Genomic DNA, 20,595 nt, shown 5'->3' with positions numbered 1-20,595 from the left:
AGACCACCGACGCCCCCGCCTAGGCCTGGCTCCACGAATCGTCCGGGTAACCCGTCATCGGCTGGGAGACGTCCTCCAACGCGTTCCGGATCTCGGTCGGAAGCGTCACGGACTCCGCTGCCAACGACGCGCGGAGCTGGCCGGCGTTGCGGGCGCCCACGATCGGTGCGACCACGCCCGGTCGGTCGCGGACCCAGGCCAGGGCCACCTCGATCGGGGCCGCGCCCAAGCCGTCGGCGGCGGTGGCCAGCGCGTCGACGATGCGGCGGGAGTGGTCGTCCAGGTACGGGGCGACGAAGGGGCCCATGTGGGCGGAGGCGCCCCGGGAGTCGGCCGGCATGGCGTGGCGATACTTCCCCGTCAGCACCCCGCGCCCCAGCGGCGACCACGGGAGCAGGCCGACGCCCAGGTCCAGGGCCGCCGGCAGGACCTCGCGTTCGATGCCGCGTTGCAGCAGCGAGTACTCCACCTGCGTGCTGGCCACGACCACCCGGCCGGGGGCCGCCGACTGCCACGTGGCCGCCTTCGCCAGTTGCCAGCCGGAGAAGTTGGACACCCCGACATACCTGGCCCGCCCGCTGGTGACCGCCAGGTCGAGCGCGTGCAGGGTCTCCTCCAGCGGCGTCGACGGGTCGTACGCGTGCAACTGCCACAGGTCGACATGGTCCGTGCCGAGGCGGGCCAGCGAGTGGTCGAGCGCCTGGAGCAGGTGGCCGCGCGAGCCGTCGAAGCGGCGCTCGCTGTACGGCACGCTCGCGGCCTTGGTCGCGATCACCAGCTCCGAGCGCGGGATGTACCCGTCGAGGAGGCGGCCGATCATGTACTCGGCCTCGCCGTCGGCGTATACGTCGGCGGTGTCCACGAGGTTCCCGCCGGCGTCCAGATATGCCTTCATCTGGTCGGCCGCGTCGTGCTCGTCGGTGTCTCGTCCCCACGTCATGGTGCCCAGCCCCATGCGGGAGACCCGCAGGCCGGTGCGGCCGAGATGTCGCTGCTCCATGGCACCGGAGACTAGCCGTTCCCTCCCCCGCGCCGCCGTTGGCGGGGCCGTTCGGCGGTATGCCGGCGAGACAGGTTACCGACGGGTAGGTCACGCGGTAGGGTCGGCCGAGGTATCAGGTACCGCCAACCAGTCGGACGAACGCCGGACGAACGCCGTCCGGGCGTGAGACGGACGTCGGACAGACGTCGAACAGGGGGTCCGCGGAGATGCGACTCGGAATCAACCTCGGCTACTTCGGCGCCGGCAACGACGCCGACAATCTGGCGGTCGCCCAGGAGGCCGATCGGCTCGGCTACGCGGTCTGCTGGGCCGCGGAGGCCTACGGCTCGGACGCGGCCACCGTGCTGTCCTGGGTCGCGGCGCAGACCACCCGGATCGACGTCGGCTCGGCGATCTTCCAGATCCCGGCCCGGACGCCGACCATGACCGCGATGACCGCCGCGACGCTCGACGTGCTCTCCGGCGGCCGGTTCCGGCTCGGCCTGGGCGTGTCCGGGCCGCAGGTGTCCGAGGGCTGGTACGGGGTCAAGTTCGACAAGCCGCTCGCCCGCACCCGCGAGTACGTCGAGGTGATCCGCAAGGCGATGCGCCGCGAGCGAGTCGCCCACGAGGGCGCCAACTGGACCCTGCCGCTGCCCGGCGGCCCGGGCAAGCCGCTCAAGCTCACCGTGCACCCGGTGCGCGAGCACATCCCGCTCTACATCGCCGCCGTGGGGCCGAAAAACCTGGAGCTGACCGGCGAGATCGCCGACGGCTGGCTGGGCGTCTTCTACGCCCCGGAGCACGCCGAGGAGTCGCTCGTACACATCCGCGCCGGCCGGGAGAAGGCCGGCCTGGCGATGACCGACTTCGACGTCGTGCCGACCGTCCCGCTCGTGGTCGGCGACGACCCTCGGCAGGCGGCCGAACAGGTGCGCGGCTACGCCGCGTTGTACGTCGGCGGGATGGGCAGCCGGGACCAGAACTTCTACAACCGGCTCGCGGTCCGCATGGGCTACGAGGCGGAGGCCAAGGAGATCCAGGACAGGTTCCTGGCGAAGGACTACGCGGGCGCGGGCGCGGCCGTCCCGTACGACTTCATCGACAAGACCAGCCTGCTCGGCGGCCGGGAGCGGATCGCGGAGCGTATGCAGGCCTACGCCGGCACCGGCGTGACCACCCTGACCATCGCGCCCAACGGCAGCACCCTCGACGAACGCGTGGCGGCGCTGCGTCTGGCCGCCGAGGCGCTGGACCTCTCCGGCACCGGCTCCTGACCCGAGCCACCGGCTCCCGACACGACGGCGGGCCCGACGCACCTCGGGCCCGCCGCACGTCGGATCACGCCGCGCCCGGAGCGCCGGAGGCACCGGGAGCACCCGAAGCCCCCACCCGCGCCCACACCCTCAGCGCGGCCCCGGCACCCGCGCCGCGACCACCTCGGCGAACTCCAACAGCCGGCGGATCTGCCCCGGCCCGCCGTCCTCCAACGACTTGCTGAACCGGTACGCCTCCTGCCGGAAGCGCCCCGTCGACGCGCCGTCCTCCCCGCGCACCGTCGCCACCTCCTGCAGCGTCGGTGTGGCCAGGAACACGAACGCGCCGCGCAGTTGCCGCCGCCCGTCGTTGTCGGTGCCCACCAGGGTGCGTATCCCGACGTGCGAGACCGAGCCGAGCGGAATCACCTGCACGGAGGAATCCAGCACCGTGCCGCCGGGCGCGGACGGGTCGGTCATGTCCTCGCTGTGCCACAACACCAGGCGCCGGTCGTCGCAGACCGCCGCCTCCTGCCAGACCGAGGTGCCGTTCGCGTTGATGTCCACGACCCGTTCGAGCGTGAACCCGCGCACCGGACGGCGGCCCAGCACCGAGCCCAGGGCCTCCATCGCCACGTCCGGGTGCAGCAGGTAGGACCGCACCGCGTCCTCCAGCTGGGTGTGCGCGGACCAGTCGGCCCCGGCGGCTCCGGCCCCCGGAACCTGGGCCGGGCGCGTCCCCGATGTGCGCTGCCTGCCCGACTTGCCGAACATCCCCACCTGCTTCCGCCGCGTCTGTACAAGCAGAAGCCTACGAGAGTCCGGCGTGGGCGGTGCCGGCGTCCACCGCTTGATCGCTCACGGAACGAAATCAGGCCGCGGCGGGGGAGTCCAGTGCGTCCCCGCCACGGCCGGTACCGAGTTCAACGACCACACCCGACAAAGGACACGCCGGCGGGACCGGAGCCCCGGACGCGCCGGCAACCGAAACCGGCCCGGCGGCGACCGCACACGGAACCGACGCGGCCCCTACAACCACCCGCTCCGCCGGAACATGCGATGCAACCCCACACACGACAGCACCATCAGCGCCACCGCCCCCGGATACCCCCACACCGACTTCAGCTCCGGCATGTGCTCGAAGTTCATCCCGTACACGCCCGCGATCATCGTCGGCACCGCGAAGATCGCCGCCCACGCGGAGATCTTGCGCATGTCCTCGTTCTGCCGCACGCCCACCTGCGCGAGGTGCGCGCCCAGGACATCCGACAACAACCGGTCGAACGACTCGATCTGTTCGGTGACCCTGGTCACGTGGTCGGCCACGTCCCGGAAGAACGGCCGGGTGTCGGCCGGGACGAAGGCGATCTCGGACGTGGCCAGCCGCCGTATCGGCTCGATCAGCGGCAGCGCGGCGCGCCGGCACTCCAGGACCTCGCGCTTGAGCAGGTAGATCGCCTCGGCGTCGTTCTCCCGACTCGGCGAGAAGACCCGCGCCTCCAGCTCCTCCAGGTCGGTCTCCAACTCGCCGGCGATGGCGAGATAGGTGTCCACGACCGCGTCGGCGACCGCGTACATCACCGCGCCGGGGCCGTGCTTGAGCAGCTTGGGCTGCTTTTCCACCCGGCGGCGCACCGACTTCAGCTCCGCGCCCGGACCGTGCCGAACGGTCACCACGAACGAGTCGCCGATGAACATCATCAGCTCGCCGGTCTCCACCGACGACGTCTCGTCGTAGTAGTGGAGCGTCTTCAGGACCAGGAAGATCGAGTCGTCGTAGGTCTCCAGCTTGGGCCGCTGGTGCGCGTGCAACGCGTCCTCGACCGCCAGCGGGTGCAGCCCGAACTCGCTCGTGACCAGGTCGAACTCGCTCGGCGTCGGCTCGTGCAGCCCGATCCACAGGAACGAGTCACCGACCCGTCGAGCCTCGTCCAGCGCGTCGGAGAAGTCGGAGGGCCCTTCGGTCCGGCGGCCGTTCGTGTAGATGGCGCAGTCGACGATCACCCGGCCAGTTTGCCGGCTCGCGCGCCCGACCGACGCGGCTCGACCCACCACCGCACCGGCCCCGCCCCACCCACACTCCGGCCGCGGCCCACCCACACCCCACCCACGTTCCATCCGCCCCTCACGCACGCCTCGCGCACGGCGCCCGCACCACCCCGACATAGGCTTGGCCTCATGACGACGGTGCTCTTTGTTCGGCACGGACGGACCACGGCCAACTCCTCCGGAGTCCTCGCCGGTTGGACGCCGGGGGTGTTCCTGGACGACCGGGGCGAGGAACAGGCCGCCGCGCTGGCGGCGCGGATCGCCGAGGTGCCGCTCGCGGCGGTGGTGACCAGCCCGCTGGAGCGCTGCCGGCAGACCTCGGAGGCGGTGCTGACGGCCCGGCTCGGGACCAAGTTCGCGCTCGACGCGGGCGCGCAGGTCGACGAGCGGGTCGGCGAGTGCCGCTACGGCGACTGGACCGGGCAGGAGCTGAAGAAGCTCGCCGAGGACCCGCTGTGGCAGACCGTGCAGACGCACCCGAGCGCGGTCACCTTCCCCGGCCCGGGCGGCGAGGCGCTGCGGACCACCCAGGCCCGCGCGGTGGACGCGGTCCGCGACTGGAACGAGCGCATCGCCGCCGAGCACGGACCCGACGCGATGTACCTGGTCTGCTCGCACGGCGACGTGATCAAGGCGCTGGTCGCGGACGCGCTCGGGATGCACCTGGACCTGTTCCAGCGGATCCAGGTGGATCCGTGCTCGCTCACGGTGATCACGTACGGTACCCACCGGCCGACCGTCGGCCGCCTCAACGACACCGGCGGCTCGGTGGCCGGCCTGCTGCCGCCGCCCGACGGACGGCACGGGCCGGCGTCCGGCGACGCGGTGGTGGGCGGCGGAGCCGGCGCGCCGTAGGGTTCTTCGGAGGGCGCGCTCCCCCCGCGCGCCCTGGCCGACCGACCCGATCGACCACCCGTCCAGCTCTCGACAGAAACACGGAGCAGATCGTGCCCCGCCAGGTCTTCCTGTACGACCCCCCGGACCGTTTCGTCGCCGGCACCGTGGGTGAACCCGGCCAGCGAACCTTCTTCCTCCAGGCCTCCGCCGCCGGCCGCGTGACGAGCGTCGCGCTGGAGAAGACGCAGGTGTCCGTCCTGGCCGAACGTGTCGACGAACTCCTCGACGAGTTGGTGCGCCGCACCGGGGGCGAGACCGCCGTACCGGCCGTGACGCCCGCCGAACTGGAGGACTCCGGACCGCTGTTGCCGCCGATCCTGGAGGAGTTCCGGGTCGGCACGATGGCCCTGGCGTGGGACGCCGACGACGAACGACTCGTGGTCGAGGCGCAGGCCCAGGTCCCCGACGACGACTCCCCCGAGGACACCCTGCTCGGCGACGACGACGACGAGGACGGCCCGCCGCTGCTCCGGGTGCGGCTCACCGGCGGTCAGGCCCGGGCGTTCGCGAAGCGCGCGCTGCTCGTGGTCGCGGCCGGGCGGCCGGCGTGTCCCTTCTGCGGGCTGCCGATGGACGCCGAGGGCCACATCTGCCCGCGCGCCAACGGGTACCGGCGTTGACCGACACGGTCCTCGACGCCGCCGCCGTCCCGGAGCTGTTGCGCCGGGGTGAGCTGACGGTGCAGGCGCGCCTGGAGGACGCCTCGAACGCCACGCTGTACTGCGTCGCGACGCTCGACGGCGTGTCGCTGCCGTGTGTGTGGAAGCCGGTCGCGGGCGAGCGTCCGCTGTGGGACTTCCCCGACGGCACGCTCGCGGGGCGCGAGGTGGCGGCGTACGAGGTGTCCGAGGCGCTGGGCTGGGACATCGTGCCGACCACGGTGTTCCGGGAGGGCCCGTACGGCGCGGGCATGTGCCAGTTGTGGATCGACCACAAGCGGGCGGACGACGAACCCGAGCCGGTCGCGATCCTGCCGGCGGTCGACCCCGGACCGGCCTGGAAGCCGATCGCGCACGTGGTCGTCCCCGACGAACAGGGCAAGGAGCAGCCCGCCCTGCTCGTGCACGCCGCCGGTGACGTACTGCAGCGCATCGCCGTGTTCGACGCGGTGGTCAACAACGCCGACCGCAAGGGCGGCCACCTCCTGCCCGGCCCGGCCGGCCACGTGTACGGAATCGATCACGGCATCTGCTTCCACGTCGAGGACAAACTCCGCACCCTCCTGTGGGGTTGGGCGGGCGAGCCGCTGCCGGCCTCCGCGCGCGCCGCGCTGACCTCGCTCGCCGAGGAGTTGGACGGCGCGCTGGGTGTGCGTCTGGGCGAGCTGATTACGCCGGACGAGGTCGAGGCCACCCGCGAACGGGTGAGAGTTCTGCTCGCCGAGGGCCGGCTGCCGAAGCCGGACGGCCGCCGGCATGTGATTCCGTGGCCGCCGATCTGACGTGACATGAAATTCACGAGTCGACCGGGCGTTCCCGGGCGACGGCACCGGCCGACGCGCCCCGGGCGCGGGTAAAGACGCGGAAATTCGTCTGCCAACCCTGGAAGATCTTCACCCCCCGCGGACGTTAGGCTCATACGTATGTATGCCTGGCCTGCACCCGAGCTCCCCGTTCTCCCTGGTCAGGGTGCGTCCCTGCGCGTGCACGACAGTTCCGTGCACGAGCTGGTGACGGTCACCCCGGGACCGGTCGCGCGGTTGTACGTGTGCGGCATCACGCCGTACGACGCGACCCACATGGGCCACGCGGCCACGTATGTCGCCTTCGACCTGCTCCAGCGGGTCTGGCGGGATGCCGGCCACACCGTGGACTACGTGCAGAACGTCACCGACGTGGACGACCCCCTCCTGGAGCGGGCCGTACGCGACGGCGTCGACTGGGTCGAATTGGCGGAGCGCGAGACCGCGCTGTTCCGCGAGGACATGGCGTCGCTGCGGGTGCTGCCGCCGGCGAACTACATCGGCGTGGTCGAGGCGATCCCGCTGATCGTGCCGCTGATCGAGGACCTGCTCGCCAAGGAGGCGGCCTACTCGGTCGACGGCGACATCTACTTCTCGATCGTGTCGGACGAGCGCTTCGGCGGCGTGTCCGGATACACCGCCGCCCGGATGCTGGAGATCTTCGGCGAGCGCGGCGGCGACCCCGAGCGGATCGGCAAGAAGGACCCGCTCGACCCGCTGCTCTGGCGTGCGGCGCGGCCGGGCGAACCGTCCTGGGACGCCTCCTTCGGCGCGGGGCGCCCCGGTTGGCACATCGAGTGTGTGGCGATCGCGCTGAAGTACCTGGGCATGGGCTTCGACGTCCAGGGCGGCGGCAGCGACCTGATCTTCCCGCATCACGAGATGGGCGCCTCGCACGCGCACGTGGTCACCGGCGAGGTGCCGTACGCGAAGGCGTACGTGCACGCGGGCATGGTCGCGCTGGACGGCGAGAAGATGTCCAAGTCGCGCGGCAACCTGGTGTTCGTCTCCAAGCTGCGCCGCGAGGGCGTGGACCCGATGGCGATCCGTCTGGCCCTGCTGGCCCATCACTACCGCAGCGACTGGGAGTGGACCGACACGGTCCTCGCCGAGGCCGAGGCACGGCTGGCCGCGTGGCGCGCGGCGGTGGGCCGCCCCGACGGGCCGGACACCACCGAACTGCTCGCCGCGATCCGCGAACGGATGGCCGACGACCTGGACGCCCCGGGCGCGCTGGCCGCGATGGACGCCTGGGCGGCGCGGCAACTCGCCGACGGCGGCGAGGACACGTCCGCCCCGGGCGTGGCCTCGCGGGCCTTGGACGCGATCCTCGGCGTGGCCCTGTAACCACGACCCGACGACGGCGGCCGGCCACGACAGCCGCACCGGCCCGAACAACCACGAAGGCCCCGAACGGCACTCGCCGTTCGGGGCCTTCATGGATCACCGGCACCTGCCCGGCGCCGGCCCGGGGTCGGTGTCCGCTCCGCCCGGCCACACCCCCGCGACGGCCGATCGGAGCGGACCCCTCGCCCGCGTCATAAGCAGATCACGCGGGAATCCCTCGGCACTTCAGGGGAAGCCCTCATCTTCGGCGGAAACTTCGAGGGAGTCGCCGACCCGATTCCCCGACATTGCCCCCGAACCGGGCTTCCCGAGGCGGAACTCCCTCGGATCGCGCGCCTCTCGCGCTCACGCCTCCATCAGCAGGTACTGCCGCACGTCCAGGTAGCCGGACCGGAAGCCCGCCTCCGACCAGGACAGGTACAAGTCCCACATGCGCCGGAACACGTGGTCGAAGCCCAACGCCTCGACCTCGTCGGCGCGCCGGTCGAACCGCTCCCGCCACAGCCGCAACGTCTCGGCGTAGTGCAGGCCGTACGACCTGCTGTCCGCGACCCGCAGCCGGGTCGCGGCGGCGGCCTTGCGCACCGCGTCGTCGGAGGGGATCAGACCGCCCGGGAAGATGTACTTGTGGATCCACGTGTACGTGTCCCGGCTGGCCAGCATCCGGTCGTGCGGCATGGTGATCGACTGCAACGCGACCCGGCCCCCGGGCGCGAGCAGTCGGTCGAGCACCGCGAAGTAGGTGGGCCAGTACTCCTCCCCCACCGCCTCGATCATCTCCACGCTGACGATCGCGTCGTAACTGCCGCTCACGTGGCGGTAGTCGCGCAACTCGACCCGGACCCGATCGGTCAGGCCCGCGTTCGCGATCCGCGCCGCCGCCAGGTCGCGCTGTTCGGCCGAGATGGTGATGGTGTGTACGTCCGCCCCGCGCTCGGCCGCGCGCAGCGCCAACTCGCCCCATCCGGTACCGATTTCCAGCAGCCGGGTACCGGGGCCGACGTCCGCCAGGTCGAGCAGCCGGTCGATCTTGCGCCGCTGGGCCTCGGGCAACGCGTCCTCGTCGGCGCGCGGTCCGCCGTCCGGGCCCTGTTCGAAGACGGCCGACGAGTAGGCCATCGTCTCGTCCAGGAAGGTGGCGAACAACTCGTTCGACAGGTCGTAGTGCCGGTGGATGTTGCGCTTGGCGCCGGCCACGGTATTGCGCTGCGCACGCGGCAGGCGCGGTATCGCCAGGGGGCGAAGTCGCTGGAGCGCCGGGGGTATCAGCGTGCTCACCCGGGAGGCGAACACGGTGAGCACCGCGGTCAGGTCGTCCGCCTCCCAGTCGCCCGCCTGATACGCCTCGCCGAAGCCGATCAGCCCACCCGTGCCCACCCGACGAAAGAACGCGTCCGGCCGCACGATCCGCATCACCGGCGTCTTCGCGTCCCCGTCGCCGCGCAGCGCGCCGTCGATCCACACCCGCAACGGCAGCCGAGCCACCGCTCGTTCGAACAGGAAGCGGGCCGCGGCGGCGCGCAGCGGTCGACGCGGCACCTCTGCCACATCGGGCCAGCGCACCGGATCGACCCGGGTCGGGGCAACCTCGATCACACTCAACGCAGACTCCCTCCAGTCCCGTGCCCGCACCACGGGTACGCCGCGCGGCCGCGCACCCCGTTGGTGCGACGTGACCGTCCGCGCCGCGCCTCCCTCCGGTTCGGGCCGACCCGATCGACGGCTGCCCGCCTCGGGAGGAACGGCGACTCGTAGAACTCCCATTCGAGTCCCACTCTTCCCGGAACGGGCGGCGACAGCCGTGGGCCGGGAGAACCCGTCCCGGACGGCCGCGGCGGAGCGTTGTGCGCGGCGCGCGGCGGCGGCCCGACATGCGTCGGCTCCGCATCCCGGAGTCGAGGATGCGGAGCCGGTCTTCTTCGATCGTCGAGCGGGCGCGGGCTCAGCCCCCGCAGCCGCCACCGCCACAGCCGCCGCCGCCGCAACTGCTCCCGCCACTGCAGCTGCTGCCGCCGTCGCCCCCGCCCCCGCCGCCACCGCTGCTGCCGGAGCCGCCGTACGCGACCAGCGCGAGCCGGGCGTCCGGGTCCGGGTGTGCGGCCATGCCGAGGCAGGCCACCACGAACAGCCCGGACAGCGCGCCCGCGCCGACCAGGGCGCCGGAACGGCGGTCTGCCCGCAACCGTGTGGTCAGCTCGCGCAGCTCCCGGCGGCCCGCCGCGGTGGTCCGAAAGCCCGCGGCGGTCAACCCCGCGAAGACGAAGGTGAGCACGATCATCGGGACCAGGAAGCCGATCGGCCGGCTGTGCGCCAGGCCGTTGACGAAGCGGGCGATGCCCACCAGTCCGAGCACGAACAGCAGCCGGGACGGCGTCTTGGCGATCCGACGCGCGAGCGGCGAGTGCAGCAGCCCGCGTTCGACCAGACTGCGCTCGATCTGCTCCCGCATGGGAGTGCGCGACCAGCCTCGCAGCAGGGCGAGTCGGGTGCCGCGCGTGGTGCGGACGACGTCCAGCATCGCCGCGGCCACCGGCTCCGGCGGGCGCGATCCGGTCGCTGCGGTGACCCGGCCGACCCGCTGGACGTGTACGTAGCCCTCGGTGATCAGCGACGCCAGGGCGGTGTCGGCGACCCGCATCGGGCCGCCCGCCAGGTAGGCCGCGTCGTACGGGCCCAGCGACCCGCTTGGCGCCTGGCCTCGGATCGCCCAGGCGAGCACGATCCGCAACACGATCGCCAGGACCACGAGGCCGAGGGCGATCCCGCCGTAGAGGCGGAGAAATTCGGGACCCGTCAGACCCCACGCCGTGCCGTTCATGTGACGTCTCCTCCCGATGGTCCGACTCGTGGGTGTGTGCGGCTTGTTCACCCTGATCCGGAAGGTAGCAGTGGCCCGATCCTCCCGGTCAGAGGCATCTCCCTACGTTGCGGGCACCGTCGCCGCGCGGTCGCCACACGCTCGCCCGGCGGCCCCGTACCGGCCCCGCGACCGGCCCCGCTCGACTGACTGATCGTCAGAACGGTGCCCCGGCTCGGTCGGATCCGCTCGCGGGTGCAGGATGGTGGTACACCCGTACGCACGTGCCGTTCCGCCTTCCCCGAGGAGCCGTCATGACGGAGGCTGTCCGTCCCCAGCCCACCACCCGCGCGGAAGACGAGGTCGTCGACCTGTGTCGCGACCTGATTCGCATCGACACGAGCAACTACGGCGACGGATCGGGGCCGGGTGAACGGGCCGCCGCGGAGTACGTCGCCGAAAAGCTGGCCGAGGTCGGCCTGGAGCCGAAGATCTACGAATCCGAGCGCGGCCGGGCCAGCACGGTGGTCCGGATCGAGGGCACCGACCGGTCCCGGCCGGGCCTGCTGATCCACGGCCACACCGACGTGGTCCCGGCGAACGCCGCCGACTGGACCCACGACCCGTTCTCGGGCGAGATCGCCGACGGCTGCGTGTGGGGTCGCGGCGCGGTCGACATGAAGGACATGGACGCGATGGTGCTCGCGGTGCTGCGCGACCGGGTACGGTCCGGCCGGCCGCCCGCGCGCGACGTCGTACTCGCCTTCGTGGCCGACGAGGAGGCCGGCGGGCTGTACGGCGCCCGGCACCTGGTGAACAACCACGCCGACCTGTTCGAGGGCGTCACCGAGGCGATCGGCGAGGTCGGCGGCTTCTCCTTCACGGTCAACGAGGACCTGCGGCTCTACCTGGTCGAGACCGCCCAGAAGGGCATGGACTGGATGCGGCTGATCGTGGACGGCACCGCCGGCCACGGCTCGATGATCGCCAAGGACAACGCGATCACCGAACTGGCCGAGGCGGTTGCCCGGGTGGGACGGCACAAGTTCCCGGTCCGGGTCACCAAGACGGTGCGCGCGTTCCTGGACGAGGTCTCCGACGCGCTGGGCATCGAACTCGACCCGGACGACATAGAGTCCACCATCGAGCGGCTCGGCCCGATCGCGAGCATCATCGGCGCGACCATCCGCAACACCGCGCAGCCGACCATGCTGAACGCCGGGTACAAGGTCAACGTGATCCCCGGGCAGGCCACCGCTCACCTGGACGGCCGCTTCCTGCCGGGCTTCGAGGACGAGTTCCACGCCGAGTTGGACGCGGTCCTGGGCCCGCGCGTGCGCCGCGAGACGATCCACACCGACCAGGCCCTGGAGACCGGCTTCGACGGCGCCCTGGTCGAGGCCATGTCGGCCGCGCTTCGCGCGCACGACCCGGCCGCGCGCGCCGTGCCGTACTGCCTGTCGGGCGGCACCGACGCGAAGTCCTTCGCCGATCTGGGCATCCGCTGCTTCGGGTTCGCGCCGCTCAAGCTGCCGGCCGACCTCGACTTCGCGGGCATGTTCCACGGCGTGGACGAGCGGGTCCCGGTGGACGGGCTGAAGTTCGGTGTCCGGGTGCTGGATCACCTGCTCGACAACGCGTGAGACACCGCCGAGCGGGGGGCGCGCGGCCGGGCCCGGGAGGGGACTCCCGAAGCCGTGCCGCGCGCCCGTCGGGACCGCCGGCCCGGGGTTTCCCGGGCATCGGGCCCGAACGAGTGAATACCTCGTGGAGCACGTAGCCTGCGCCCGATCCGGTCGTTTCTTCTTGTGCGGCGCGCATGCGCGTCGTGGTGTCTACAAGGAGGACGGAAGAATCATGAAGAAGATGGGCAAGGCCGCGTTCATCGTCGCGGCCGGCAGTGGTCTCGTGCTCGCCGGTGCCAGCGGTGCCATGGCCAACGCCGAGGCGGACGGCGCGGCCGTCGGCTCCCCCGGTGTGCTGTCGGGCAACAACATCCAGGTGCCGATCCACGTGCCGATCAACCTGTGCGGCAACAGCATCGACATCATCGGTGTCCTGAACCCCACGTTCGGCAACACCTGCATCAACGCCTGATCCAGGCCCACGCCCTCGATGGCGTGTGGACGGCCCCGGGACCGCCAAGGTCTCGGGGCCGTCCCGCTGCTCCGCCCTCTCCCATCCGGGCCCGGCGGCGTCGGCGCATCGACGGTCGTCTTCGTTCAGCCAAGCGCCCGTCCGGGCCGAAGTGCGGGCGAAAACAATCGGAACACGGTTGCAAGGAAGGCTGAAACTCAGCCATACGAGCGAATCGCCGTCACCCCGGTGACCTCCGGTGTCGACTCTCGTTGGACGACCGTGCGGGGTCAACGTCCCCCGCCCCTCGCGAGAGAGACACAGGGGTACCTACATGCACCAGCTCGCCAAGAAGGGGCTGTTGGTCGTCGTCGCAACCGCAGGCGCGCTCGCGTCCGCGGCCGTCGGCGTGGCCAACGCCGGCAGCGGGGCCGACGGAGCGGCCGTCGGCTCGCCCGGCGTGGCGTCGGGCAACAACATCCAGGTGCCGATCCACGTCCCGGTGAACATCTGCGGCAACACCGTGAACGTCATCGGTGCGCTGAACCCGGCCTTCGGCAACCACTGCGCCAACGCGTCGACCGACAAGCCGCCGCACACGAAGCCTCCGACAACCCACCCGCCGACCAGCAAGCCGCCGACCACGTGCCCGCCGAGCACCAAGCCCCCGACCACCAAGCCCCCCACCACCAAGCCGCCGACCAGCAAGCCGCCCACCACCGGCGGCTCGACCGGCCACAACACCGGCGGGTCGACGGGCGGCAACACCGGCGGTACGACCGGTGGCACCACGGGTGGGACCACCGGCGGCTCGACCGGCGCCGGCTCGGCCGGCAGCACCGGCGGCTCGACCGGCGGTTCCTCGCACGGCGGCGGGGCCCTCGCCGAGACCGGTTCCGACGCGCTGACCGTGGCCCCGATCGGCGCCGCGCTGCTGCTCGGCGGCTTCGTTCTGTACCGTCGCGCGCGGCCCGCCCGGGACTGATCCCGACGGGAGCGACCCCCATCGACCGGGCGCACGACGCACCCCGACGCACGCCCGGATGGACTGCTCGCCCCTGGGAGGCCAGGGGCGGGCAGTCCGCGTTTCGCCTCGCTCACATGGTGCGCATCGTCACATGGTGCGCACCTGTCGGATGATCCGGCGCCGGAGCACCACCCGGCGGCTGCCGTCGCCGCGCAGGAGCAGCCGGTCCAGCTCCCAATACCCGTATTCCGCCTGCTCGGTCAGGATCCGACACGCGTCCCCGCGGGACGTGCCGCGCGGAATGTCCAGTTGCCGAAACTCGTAGTCCGCCATGTTTCCATTCCCCGGCGCCCGCGCCGCCGGCGCGGTGACCGGCCTTTTGGTAGGCCAACGACTCCGCCATCAGTGAACCATTGTGCGCGCGTGGGGCTCTTGCGGATAACGTCACCCCATGACCGGTGTTGCGCAGCCCACGCCAGAGCAGGTCCGTGCCGCCGCGGACGTTCTCAAATCGGCGATCGACGACCATCTGGCCGCCGTCGAAGCCCGCCAGGGCGAGAGCGACCCGGCCGTCTTCGCCGCGTACGACGCGCTCGCGGCCGCCGCGGAGGCCTACGACGAGTTGTTGTACGACGCCTACGACGAGGTCACCCCGTTCGAGGTGCCGAGCAGCGGCGAGGAAGCCGAGTACGAGGGGCCGACCAACCCCGAGGCGGTGACCGTGCTGATCCGTCGCGACTACGTGATCAAGGATCTGATCACCCTCGTCGACCACGCCCGCCGGGCGGACGCGGAGGCCGGCGAGAACGAACCGGCCGTCTCGCCGCGCGATACCGGCGCCGACAGCGCGTCCAGCGCGGTCGCGGTGCTCTTCGACGTCTACGATCCGGACGAGATCGCCCAGCGCGCCGACGAACTGGGCCTGGAACCGGGCGACTCGACCCTGTGGGTGTCCGCGATCGAGCCGAGCGAACCGGGCGAATGGCTCGACGCCCCCTTCGAGGACGCGGATCCGCGCAGCATCATCTACCGGTTCGAGACGAGCACCGCGTACGAGGACGACCTGGAAGCCTTGGAACGCGATCTGCACTGACCCCGAGGCACCGACCGGCGCACCGATCGACCGCCGATCGACCCTCACGGGTCCGGTCACGGGTCATCCGGGTGCGGGGGCGGCCTTTCCGGACGCCGCCCCCGCACCCGGATGTGCGTGGTGTCGGCTCAGTAGCGCATCGCCAGGGCGATGCCGCCCGCCTCCGCGAGCGTGCCGTCGGGGACGAAGACCACCTTGCCGTCGCCTTCGAGGGCCGCCTCGACCACGGTGTCGACGATGTCGTCCTCGGCCCGACCGGCCAGTACCGCGTCCTCCGCGTGCGGGCCGGTGAGCACTTGGAGCGCGATCTCCCCGGTCGCCTCGACGATGACCAGGCGGCCGGTGACCCGCAGGCCCTCCTCGACCACGAGCAGCGCGCCGCGCCCGGCCCGGACCGGCGTCCACACCTCCTGGATGCCACCCGCGTACCGCTTGGCGCTGCGCGCGTCGTCGAGCGCCCGCAGTGCGGCGGCGGTCGCCTCCTCGGCCAGCGCGGCCCGCGCCGGGGCCAGGATCTCGGCGAGCTGCGCGGCCGTGGCCTCGACCAGGCCGCCGACCTCCAGATCGCGCTCGGCCAGGTGCCCGGCGTTGCGGCTGCCCTCACGGAACGCCTTGACCTGGGGGCGCAGGCCGACCAGAACGACCTTGCCGTCGCGGTTGGACCCGACGAGCGCGTGGGCCAGGTGTTCGTCGGCCTCGTTCAGCAGTCGGCGGAATTCCTCGCTCACCCCCATGCCGCCGCCCTCGCGCCGGAGTTGGCCGTCGGGCTCGGGCGCGGGTGTGGTGACCGGGAACCCGTCGACGCGCGCCTCGTACACGTGCTCGCCCCGGCCGCGCCACAACCGTGCCTCCTGCTCGCTGAGCACCAGCGCCCAGTACGGGGTGAGCCGCTCCGCCGCGGAGACCAGGTTGCGGGTGAGGTAGGTGGTCGCGAAGACGATCCGCTCGCTCACCGGCGCCTCGATCCTGAAGGCGTAGTGCTCGTCCGCCGACGCGTAGAGCACCAGACCGTCGAGGAAGCTCTCCGGATCCAGTTCGGCCGCCGCGGCCCGGAGCCGTTCCGCGGTCTTGATCCGCACCTCCCGGGTCACCTCCGGGTCCGCCGCCAGCCGCTTCTCCGCCTCGGTGAGCACGTTCCGCAGCCGGATGTGGTCCTGCTGGTTCTCCGGGCGGTGCCGGTGCGTGGGCAGCGTCAGGGACACCAGCGGGTACGCGCGGGGACGGCGCAGCTCGGCGAGCAGGTCCGGCGTCAGGGCGGCGGTGGTCATGCGGTCTCCTGGCGTGCGTTCAGGCCTCACGGCATCGGCAAACACACCGTCCTATGCCCGCTTCGGCAGGAAAATCGCGCGAATCACCCGACCGGCTCGCAGCCCCGCGGCGGTCACCGATCCGGAAACACTTGTTGACCGTGAGTCAGGAGTGACTTTAGGTTGAGCCCTCACCGTCCATGGGGATCCGGCCTGCCCGGAGACCGTGGTCCGCCCGGACCGGGGTGGGCCCGTGCGAGGAGCGACCACGTGCGATCCGTGCTCTCCCGGCGGCCGGCCCTCGTGGCCGCGCTGCTCGGGGCGACCCTGACCACCGCCGCGTGCGGCGACGACTCCGCCGCCGGCGGTTCGTCCCGCGACGCGATGACCGTGCTGGTCACGCAGGAGGCGCGCAGTCTCGACCCGATCGTGGCGAGCCTGTCCCAGATCACCGGCGGCACCCAGGCCGCGGCGGTCTTCGACGTGCTGTTGTGGATCGATCCGAAGACCGGCCGGGCCCAGCCGCAGTTGGCGGAGAGCGCGACGGCGGCGGAGGGCGGTCGGGTCTGGACGTTGCGGTTGCGGCCGGACCTGAGGTTCTCCGACGGCACCCCGCTGGACGCGGAGGCGGTGAAGTTCAACTGGGAGCGGCACGCGGATCCGGCGAACAAGTCGCTCCAGGCGCGGGTGGTCGCCGGGGTCGGCATATCCGTGGCCGACAGCCGGACCGTTCGGGTCACGCTGCCGGCCCCGAACGCGCACTTCGACAAGGTGATCGCGCACAACCTGGCGTTCATCGGCTCGCCGACGGCGATCAAGGCCGATCCGAAGGGGTTCGGCGCCAAGCCGGTGGGGGCCGGGCCGTACCGGCTGGAGAGCTGGGTGCGCGATCAGCAGATGGTGTTCAAACGCAACCCGAAGTACTGGCAGGTGGGCTCCCGGCCGCCGCTCGAGGAGCTGATCCTCAAGCCGGTGGTCGACCAGTCGCAGCGGCTGGCGATGCTGGGTGCCGATCAGGCCCAGGTGTTGACCACGGCGCAGGCCAAGTTGATGGGCGACGCACGCAAGGCCGGGCTGCCGGTGGTCACCGAGGGCAAGAGCGGCGGTTTCATGACGCTGTTCAACACGGCCCGACCCCCCTTCGACGATCCCCGGGCGCGGCGCGCGTTCGCGTTGATCATGGATCCGGCCGCGCGGACGAAGGTGGTCACCGACGACGCCGGCAAGCCGCTGAGCACGTTCCTGCGCCCGGGTTCGGACTTCGTCGCCTCCGACGCGCCGCTGCCCGCGAACAACCGGGTCGAGGCGCAGCGCCTGCTCGACGCGCTCGCCGCCGAGGGCAAGCCGCTGAGCTTCACCTACAGCACGTACAACAGCCCCGGCTCGCATGTGACCGCCGAATACTGGCTGGCCCAGCTCGCCACGATGAAGAACATCAGCATGAAAACCGAGTTCCTGGAGGGCACCCAGTACCTCCAGAAGGTGCAGATCCAGCGGCAGTTCGACGCGGGCGAGTTCGTGTTGTCCTTCGACGACCCGGAGCCGGTGTTGTACAACTTCCTGCACTCCAAGGGGCAGGACAACCACATGCAGTGGAAGAACCCGGCGGTGGACGGGGCGCTGGAGCGGGCCCGGGCCACCACCGATCCGGAGGTCCGGCGGGCCGCCTATGCCGAGGTGCAGCGGGCGCTGGCGGAGGATGTGCCGATCTTCGCCTATGAGCAGGCGTTCACCGCGGCGATCCGGGCGAAGAACGCCAAGGTGGTCGACCTGACCGTGTTCGAGGACGGGTTGATCATGTTCGACCGGTTGGGTCTGGCCTAGCCGCGAGCGGGCGCGACTGGGCGTGGGCGGCCGGGGCGGGGATCGGCACGGCTGTGGGGCCGCCGGGTTCGGGGATGCACAGGCAGGCGATCAGCGCGCAGCCGGCCACCGTGCCGGCGATCACGAATATCACCATGTAGGCGTGCAGCGCGGGCAGTTCGCGGCCGGCGGCGGAGATCGTGTACGAGGTGAGCACGGCGGCCACCACCGCGCTGCACACCGCCTGGCCGATGGTGCGCATCAGCGCGTTGATCCCGTTGGCGGCGGCGGTCTGCGCGGCGGGCACGGCCCGGATGACCAGCATCGGCAGCGCCGAGTAGCACATGGCGGTGCCGGAGGCGACGACCGTGGCGCCGGCGATGACGGTCCACAGGTCGTGGCTGGTGAAGATGCGCACCACGTAGCCCAGGCCGAGCAGGACGGCGCCGAGGCCGAGGCAAAAGCGTGGTCCCCGGGTGGCGGTCAGCCGGGTGGAGACGGGGGAGAGCACGACCATCATCACCCCGCCGGGGAGCAGGCACAGGCCGCCGGCGGCGACCGAGAGGCCGAGGCCGTAGCCGCTCGCCTCGGGTGTCTGGACCAGCTGGGCCGTGGACAGGCTGTTGGCGTAGAACGAGAAGCCGATGAACAGCGCGGCGATGTTGGGCAGCAGCACCGCCGGGCGGGTGGTCACCCGCAGGTCCACGAGCGGGGTGCGGGCCCGCCACTGGTGCCGGCACCAGCCGAGCAGGATCACCGCGGCGGCGCCGATCAGGCCGGCCGTGCGGGCGCTGCCCCAGCCCCAGGCGGCGCCCTTGGAGACCGCGAGCAGCAGGCAGACCAGGAACGCGGCCAGGCCGAGCGAGCCGATCACGTCGAAGCGGCCGGGGGTGCGGACCGGCGACTCGCGGACCACGAGCACGACCAGGGTCAGCACCACCAGGGCCAGCGCCGTGGCGGCCCAGAACATCACGTGCCAGTCGGCGTGGTCGACCACGAGGCCGGCCAGCGGGAGGCCGACGGCGGCGCCGATGCCGAGCGTCGAGCTCATCATCGCGATGCCGCCGCCGACCTTGGCCGGCGGCAGTTCGTCGCGCAGGATGCTGATCCCCAGCGGGACCACCGCGGTGGCCATGCCCTGGAGGGTGCGGCCGACGATCAGCACGCCGATGTCCGAGGTGAGCGCGCACATCAGCGAGCCGATCGACAGCACGACCATGGCCAGGACCAGCATGCGCTTCTTGCCGAACATGTCGCCCGCCCGGCCGAGCAGCGGGGTGCAGACCGCGCCGCTGAGCAGCGTGGCGGTCAGGGTCCAGCTCACCGTCGAGGCCGAACTGCCGGTCAGCGCGGGCAGGTCCGGCAGGAGCGGGACGACGACGGTCTGCATCAGGGCGGCGACGATGCCGCAGGAGCCGAGGACCGGTACGAGGAAGCGTCGTCGCGCGTCGTGCGGGGTCGAGGCGGGGCCGGTCACGAACGCTCCGGGTGGGAGAGGGCGGAAGGTCGGCCCCACCCTAGGGATAGATGTACGACACATCAATCGTTTGCGGACACCTTTGCCCGCTCCTTGCGCAGCGGCGCGCCCACCCGGTGCATGTGGCCGAGCGCCTGCCGGTAGGAGGTGATCGCGCTCGTCTCCAGGTAGGGCACTCCGAGCCGGGCGCAGTGCGCGCGCACGATCGGCTGCGCGCGGCGCAGGTTCACGCGCGGCATGTTCGGCACCAGGTGGTGTTCGATCTGGTAGTTCAGCCCGCCGAGCAGCCAGTCGGTGACCGGGCCGCCGGTGACGTTGCGCGAGGTCAGCACCTGGCGGCGCAGGTGGTCCCACTTGACGCCCGGCTCCGGCATCGGCATGCCCTTGTGGTTGGGCGCGAACGCCATGCCCAGGTGCAGGCCGAGCAGCGCGTGGGTGAGCAGCACGAAGGCCAGGGCCTTGACCGGCGACATCGAGATGGCCAGGACCGATATGTACAGGGCGTAGTGCAGGGCCAGCACGGCACCCTCGACCCGGCGCTCGCGCGGGGTGCGCTCCTTGAGCGCCATCAGGCCGTTGACCTTGAGGTTGAGCCCTTCGAGCAGCAGCAGCGGGAAGAACAGCCGCGCCTGGTTGCGGGTCAGCCAGCCCATCAGGCCGGTCCGGCCGCCCGTCTGGTCGGCGTCCCAGACCAGCACGCCGACCGCGACGTCCGGGTCCTTCTCGCGGTGGTTCGGGTTGGCGTGGTGCTTGTTGTGCTTCGCGTTCCACCAGCCGCAGCTCATCCCCATCAGCAGGTTGCCGTGCAGCAGGGAGAGCACGCGGTGGGTGCGGGCGCTGCGGGCGATCTGCTGGTGGCCCGCGTCGTGGCCGACGAAGGACGCGCGGGTGGTGAACAGCGCGACGGGTATCGCGAGGGCGAGCTGCCACCACGAGTCGCCGACCCAGACGACCGCGGCCCAGGAGCCGAGCAGGAGCAGCAGGTTCAGGCCGATCGAGCGGGCGTACCAGGCGGTGCGCCGCTCCAGCAGGCCGGCGGCCTTGAGGTCGGCGAGCAGCGGCGCGAAGTCGCTGCCCCGGCGCGGGGCGGCGGCCTCCGGGGTATCCAGGATCGGTGCGGTCATGGTCATGGGGCGTCCCCG

General features: G+C 71.9%; 19 protein-coding genes. 10 read left to right on the top strand and 9 right to left on the bottom strand.

The genetic code is table 11. The annotated features are described in order from the left end of the window. Positions 1 to 19: 19 nt before the first annotated feature. A complete protein-coding gene (locus tag ACH4XV_RS01630) occupies positions 20 to 1,000 on the bottom strand; it encodes an aldo/keto reductase (RefSeq protein WP_395786059.1) in 981 nt (326 codons plus the stop codon). A 209-nt stretch (positions 1,001 to 1,209) separates the two neighbouring features. Between ACH4XV_RS01630 and ACH4XV_RS01625 the strand changes: the two genes are divergently transcribed. After that, positions 1,210 to 2,259, top strand: a complete 1,050-nt coding sequence (locus ACH4XV_RS01625) for an LLM class F420-dependent oxidoreductase (protein WP_395786057.1) — start codon at positions 1,210 to 1,212, stop codon at positions 2,257 to 2,259. Between the two features lie 129 nt (positions 2,260 to 2,388). Here ACH4XV_RS01625 and ACH4XV_RS01620 read toward each other — a convergent pair whose 3' ends face one another. Both ACH4XV_RS01620 and corA read right to left on the bottom strand, forming a co-directional pair. Beyond that, positions 2,389 to 3,012, bottom strand: a complete 624-nt coding sequence (locus tag ACH4XV_RS01620; RefSeq protein WP_201260899.1) for a hypothetical protein — start codon at positions 3,010 to 3,012, stop codon at positions 2,389 to 2,391. A gap of 255 nt (positions 3,013 to 3,267) precedes the next feature. Further along, complete coding sequence (gene corA / locus ACH4XV_RS01615) at positions 3,268 to 4,242, bottom strand: magnesium/cobalt transporter CorA (protein ID WP_395786055.1); 975 nt, start codon at positions 4,240 to 4,242, stop codon at positions 3,268 to 3,270. Positions 4,243 to 4,416: 174 nt separating this feature from the next. On the opposite strand from corA, the gene ACH4XV_RS01610 reads away from it, so the two are divergent. The 4 genes from ACH4XV_RS01610 (at position 4,417) to mshC (ending at position 7,993) form a co-directional block, all read left to right on the top strand. Continuing rightward, positions 4,417 to 5,142 carry a histidine phosphatase family protein gene (locus tag ACH4XV_RS01610; protein ID WP_395786053.1) on the top strand — a complete coding sequence of 242 codons (726 nt, stop codon included), beginning with the start codon at positions 4,417 to 4,419 and terminating at the stop codon, positions 5,140 to 5,142. 92 nt (positions 5,143 to 5,234) lie between these two features. Next, entirely contained in the window at positions 5,235 to 5,804 is a 570-nt protein-coding gene (locus ACH4XV_RS01605; RefSeq protein ID WP_078978035.1) for a DUF3090 domain-containing protein, read from the top strand. Beyond that, positions 5,801 to 6,625 (top strand): SCO1664 family protein, encoded by an 825-nt coding sequence (locus ACH4XV_RS01600; RefSeq protein ID WP_395786051.1) that lies wholly within the window; start codon positions 5,801 to 5,803, stop codon positions 6,623 to 6,625. The genes ACH4XV_RS01605 and ACH4XV_RS01600 overlap by 4 nt, the downstream gene beginning before the upstream one ends. A 141-nt stretch (positions 6,626 to 6,766) precedes the next feature. Continuing rightward, positions 6,767 to 7,993 (top strand): cysteine--1-D-myo-inosityl 2-amino-2-deoxy-alpha-D-glucopyranoside ligase, encoded by a 1,227-nt coding sequence (mshC, locus tag ACH4XV_RS01595; protein ID WP_395786049.1) that lies wholly within the window; start codon positions 6,767 to 6,769, stop codon positions 7,991 to 7,993. A 345-nt stretch (positions 7,994 to 8,338) separates the two neighbouring features. On the opposite strand, the gene ACH4XV_RS01590 is transcribed toward mshC, so the two are convergent. Both ACH4XV_RS01590 and ACH4XV_RS01585 read right to left on the bottom strand, forming a co-directional pair. After that, a complete protein-coding gene (locus ACH4XV_RS01590) occupies positions 8,339 to 9,595 on the bottom strand; it encodes a class I SAM-dependent methyltransferase (protein ID WP_395786047.1) in 1,257 nt (418 codons plus the stop codon). A 340-nt stretch (positions 9,596 to 9,935) separates the two neighbouring features. After that, positions 9,936 to 10,811 (bottom strand): TIGR04222 domain-containing membrane protein, encoded by an 876-nt coding sequence (locus tag ACH4XV_RS01585; RefSeq protein ID WP_395786045.1) that lies wholly within the window; start codon positions 10,809 to 10,811, stop codon positions 9,936 to 9,938. Between the two features lie 293 nt (positions 10,812 to 11,104). On the opposite strand from ACH4XV_RS01585, the gene ACH4XV_RS01580 reads away from it, so the two are divergent. The 3 genes from ACH4XV_RS01580 (at position 11,105) to ACH4XV_RS01570 (ending at position 13,851) form a co-directional block, all read left to right on the top strand. Then, complete coding sequence (locus tag ACH4XV_RS01580; protein ID WP_395786043.1) at positions 11,105 to 12,433, top strand: M20/M25/M40 family metallo-hydrolase; 1,329 nt, start codon at positions 11,105 to 11,107, stop codon at positions 12,431 to 12,433. A 223-nt stretch (positions 12,434 to 12,656) separates the two neighbouring features. Then, complete coding sequence (locus tag ACH4XV_RS01575; RefSeq protein ID WP_395786041.1) at positions 12,657 to 12,887, top strand: chaplin; 231 nt, start codon at positions 12,657 to 12,659, stop codon at positions 12,885 to 12,887. Between the two features lie 313 nt (positions 12,888 to 13,200). Beyond that, entirely contained in the window at positions 13,201 to 13,851 is a 651-nt protein-coding gene (locus ACH4XV_RS01570; RefSeq protein ID WP_395786039.1) for a chaplin, read from the top strand. Positions 13,852 to 13,980: 129 nt separating this feature from the next. Here the strand turns inward: ACH4XV_RS01570 and ACH4XV_RS01565 are convergent, their stop codons facing one another. Next, entirely contained in the window at positions 13,981 to 14,166 is a 186-nt protein-coding gene (locus ACH4XV_RS01565; RefSeq protein ID WP_078978027.1) for a DUF5703 family protein, read from the bottom strand. A gap of 118 nt (positions 14,167 to 14,284) precedes the next feature. Here ACH4XV_RS01565 and ACH4XV_RS01560 point away from each other — a divergent pair, with 118 nt between their 5' ends. Continuing rightward, positions 14,285 to 14,926, top strand: a complete 642-nt coding sequence (locus ACH4XV_RS01560; RefSeq protein WP_395786037.1) for a hypothetical protein — start codon at positions 14,285 to 14,287, stop codon at positions 14,924 to 14,926. Between the two features lie 128 nt (positions 14,927 to 15,054). Here ACH4XV_RS01560 and ACH4XV_RS01555 read toward each other — a convergent pair whose 3' ends face one another. After that, positions 15,055 to 16,194: a chemotaxis protein gene (locus ACH4XV_RS01555; RefSeq protein WP_395786035.1), complete on the bottom strand. Its 1,140-nt coding sequence runs from the start codon at positions 16,192 to 16,194 to the stop codon at positions 15,055 to 15,057. 249 nt (positions 16,195 to 16,443) lie between these two features. Between ACH4XV_RS01555 and ACH4XV_RS01550 the strand changes: the two genes are divergently transcribed. Then, entirely contained in the window at positions 16,444 to 17,997 is a 1,554-nt protein-coding gene (locus tag ACH4XV_RS01550) for an ABC transporter substrate-binding protein (protein WP_395786033.1), read from the top strand. Here the strand turns inward: ACH4XV_RS01550 and ACH4XV_RS01545 are convergent. Both ACH4XV_RS01545 and ACH4XV_RS01540 read right to left on the bottom strand, forming a co-directional pair. Next, a complete protein-coding gene (locus ACH4XV_RS01545; RefSeq protein ID WP_395786031.1) occupies positions 17,969 to 19,516 on the bottom strand; it encodes an MFS transporter in 1,548 nt (515 codons plus the stop codon). The two genes, ACH4XV_RS01550 and ACH4XV_RS01545, sit on opposite strands and share 29 nt — an antisense overlap. After that, on the bottom strand, positions 19,516 to 20,583 hold the full coding sequence (locus tag ACH4XV_RS01540; protein WP_395786030.1) for a fatty acid desaturase family protein: 1,068 nt from the start codon (positions 20,581 to 20,583) through the stop codon (positions 19,516 to 19,518). Before ACH4XV_RS01540 ends, ACH4XV_RS01545 begins: the two co-directional genes overlap by 1 nt. Positions 20,584 to 20,595 lie beyond the last annotated feature (12 nt).

It is taken from the genome of Embleya sp. NPDC020630 (assembly GCF_044334985.1).
Taxonomy (GTDB): domain Bacteria; phylum Actinomycetota; class Actinomycetes; order Streptomycetales; family Streptomycetaceae; genus Embleya.
This window is presented reverse-complemented; position numbering and strand designations above follow the sequence as displayed.

Bases quoted from the DNA above. Each gene is read 5' to 3' on its own strand.
- ACH4XV_RS01630 (WP_395786059.1), bottom strand. From the start codon at position 1,000: ATGGAGCAGCGACATCTCGGCCGCACCGGCCTGCGGGTCTCCCGCATG.
- ACH4XV_RS01625 (WP_395786057.1), top strand. From the start codon at position 1,210: ATGCGACTCGGAATCAACCTCGGCTACTTCGGCGCCGGCAACGACGCC.
- ACH4XV_RS01620 (WP_201260899.1), bottom strand. From the start codon at position 3,012: ATGTTCGGCAAGTCGGGCAGGCAGCGCACATCGGGGACGCGCCCGGCC.
- ACH4XV_RS01610 (WP_395786053.1), top strand. From the start codon at position 4,417: ATGACGACGGTGCTCTTTGTTCGGCACGGACGGACCACGGCCAACTCC.
- mshC (WP_395786049.1), top strand. From the start codon at position 6,767: ATGTATGCCTGGCCTGCACCCGAGCTCCCCGTTCTCCCTGGTCAGGGT.
- ACH4XV_RS01585 (WP_395786045.1), bottom strand. From the start codon at position 10,811: ATGAACGGCACGGCGTGGGGTCTGACGGGTCCCGAATTTCTCCGCCTC.
- ACH4XV_RS01580 (WP_395786043.1), top strand. From the start codon at position 11,105: ATGACGGAGGCTGTCCGTCCCCAGCCCACCACCCGCGCGGAAGACGAG.
- ACH4XV_RS01575 (WP_395786041.1), top strand. From the start codon at position 12,657: ATGGGCAAGGCCGCGTTCATCGTCGCGGCCGGCAGTGGTCTCGTGCTC.
- ACH4XV_RS01570 (WP_395786039.1), top strand. From the start codon at position 13,201: ATGCACCAGCTCGCCAAGAAGGGGCTGTTGGTCGTCGTCGCAACCGCA.
- ACH4XV_RS01565 (WP_078978027.1), bottom strand. From the start codon at position 14,166: ATGGCGGACTACGAGTTTCGGCAACTGGACATTCCGCGCGGCACGTCC.
- ACH4XV_RS01560 (WP_395786037.1), top strand. From the start codon at position 14,285: ATGACCGGTGTTGCGCAGCCCACGCCAGAGCAGGTCCGTGCCGCCGCG.
- ACH4XV_RS01555 (WP_395786035.1), bottom strand. From the start codon at position 16,194: ATGACCACCGCCGCCCTGACGCCGGACCTGCTCGCCGAGCTGCGCCGT.
- ACH4XV_RS01545 (WP_395786031.1), bottom strand. From the start codon at position 19,516: ATGTGTCGTACATCTATCCCTAGGGTGGGGCCGACCTTCCGCCCTCTC.
- ACH4XV_RS01540 (WP_395786030.1), bottom strand. From the start codon at position 20,583: ATGACCATGACCGCACCGATCCTGGATACCCCGGAGGCCGCCGCCCCG.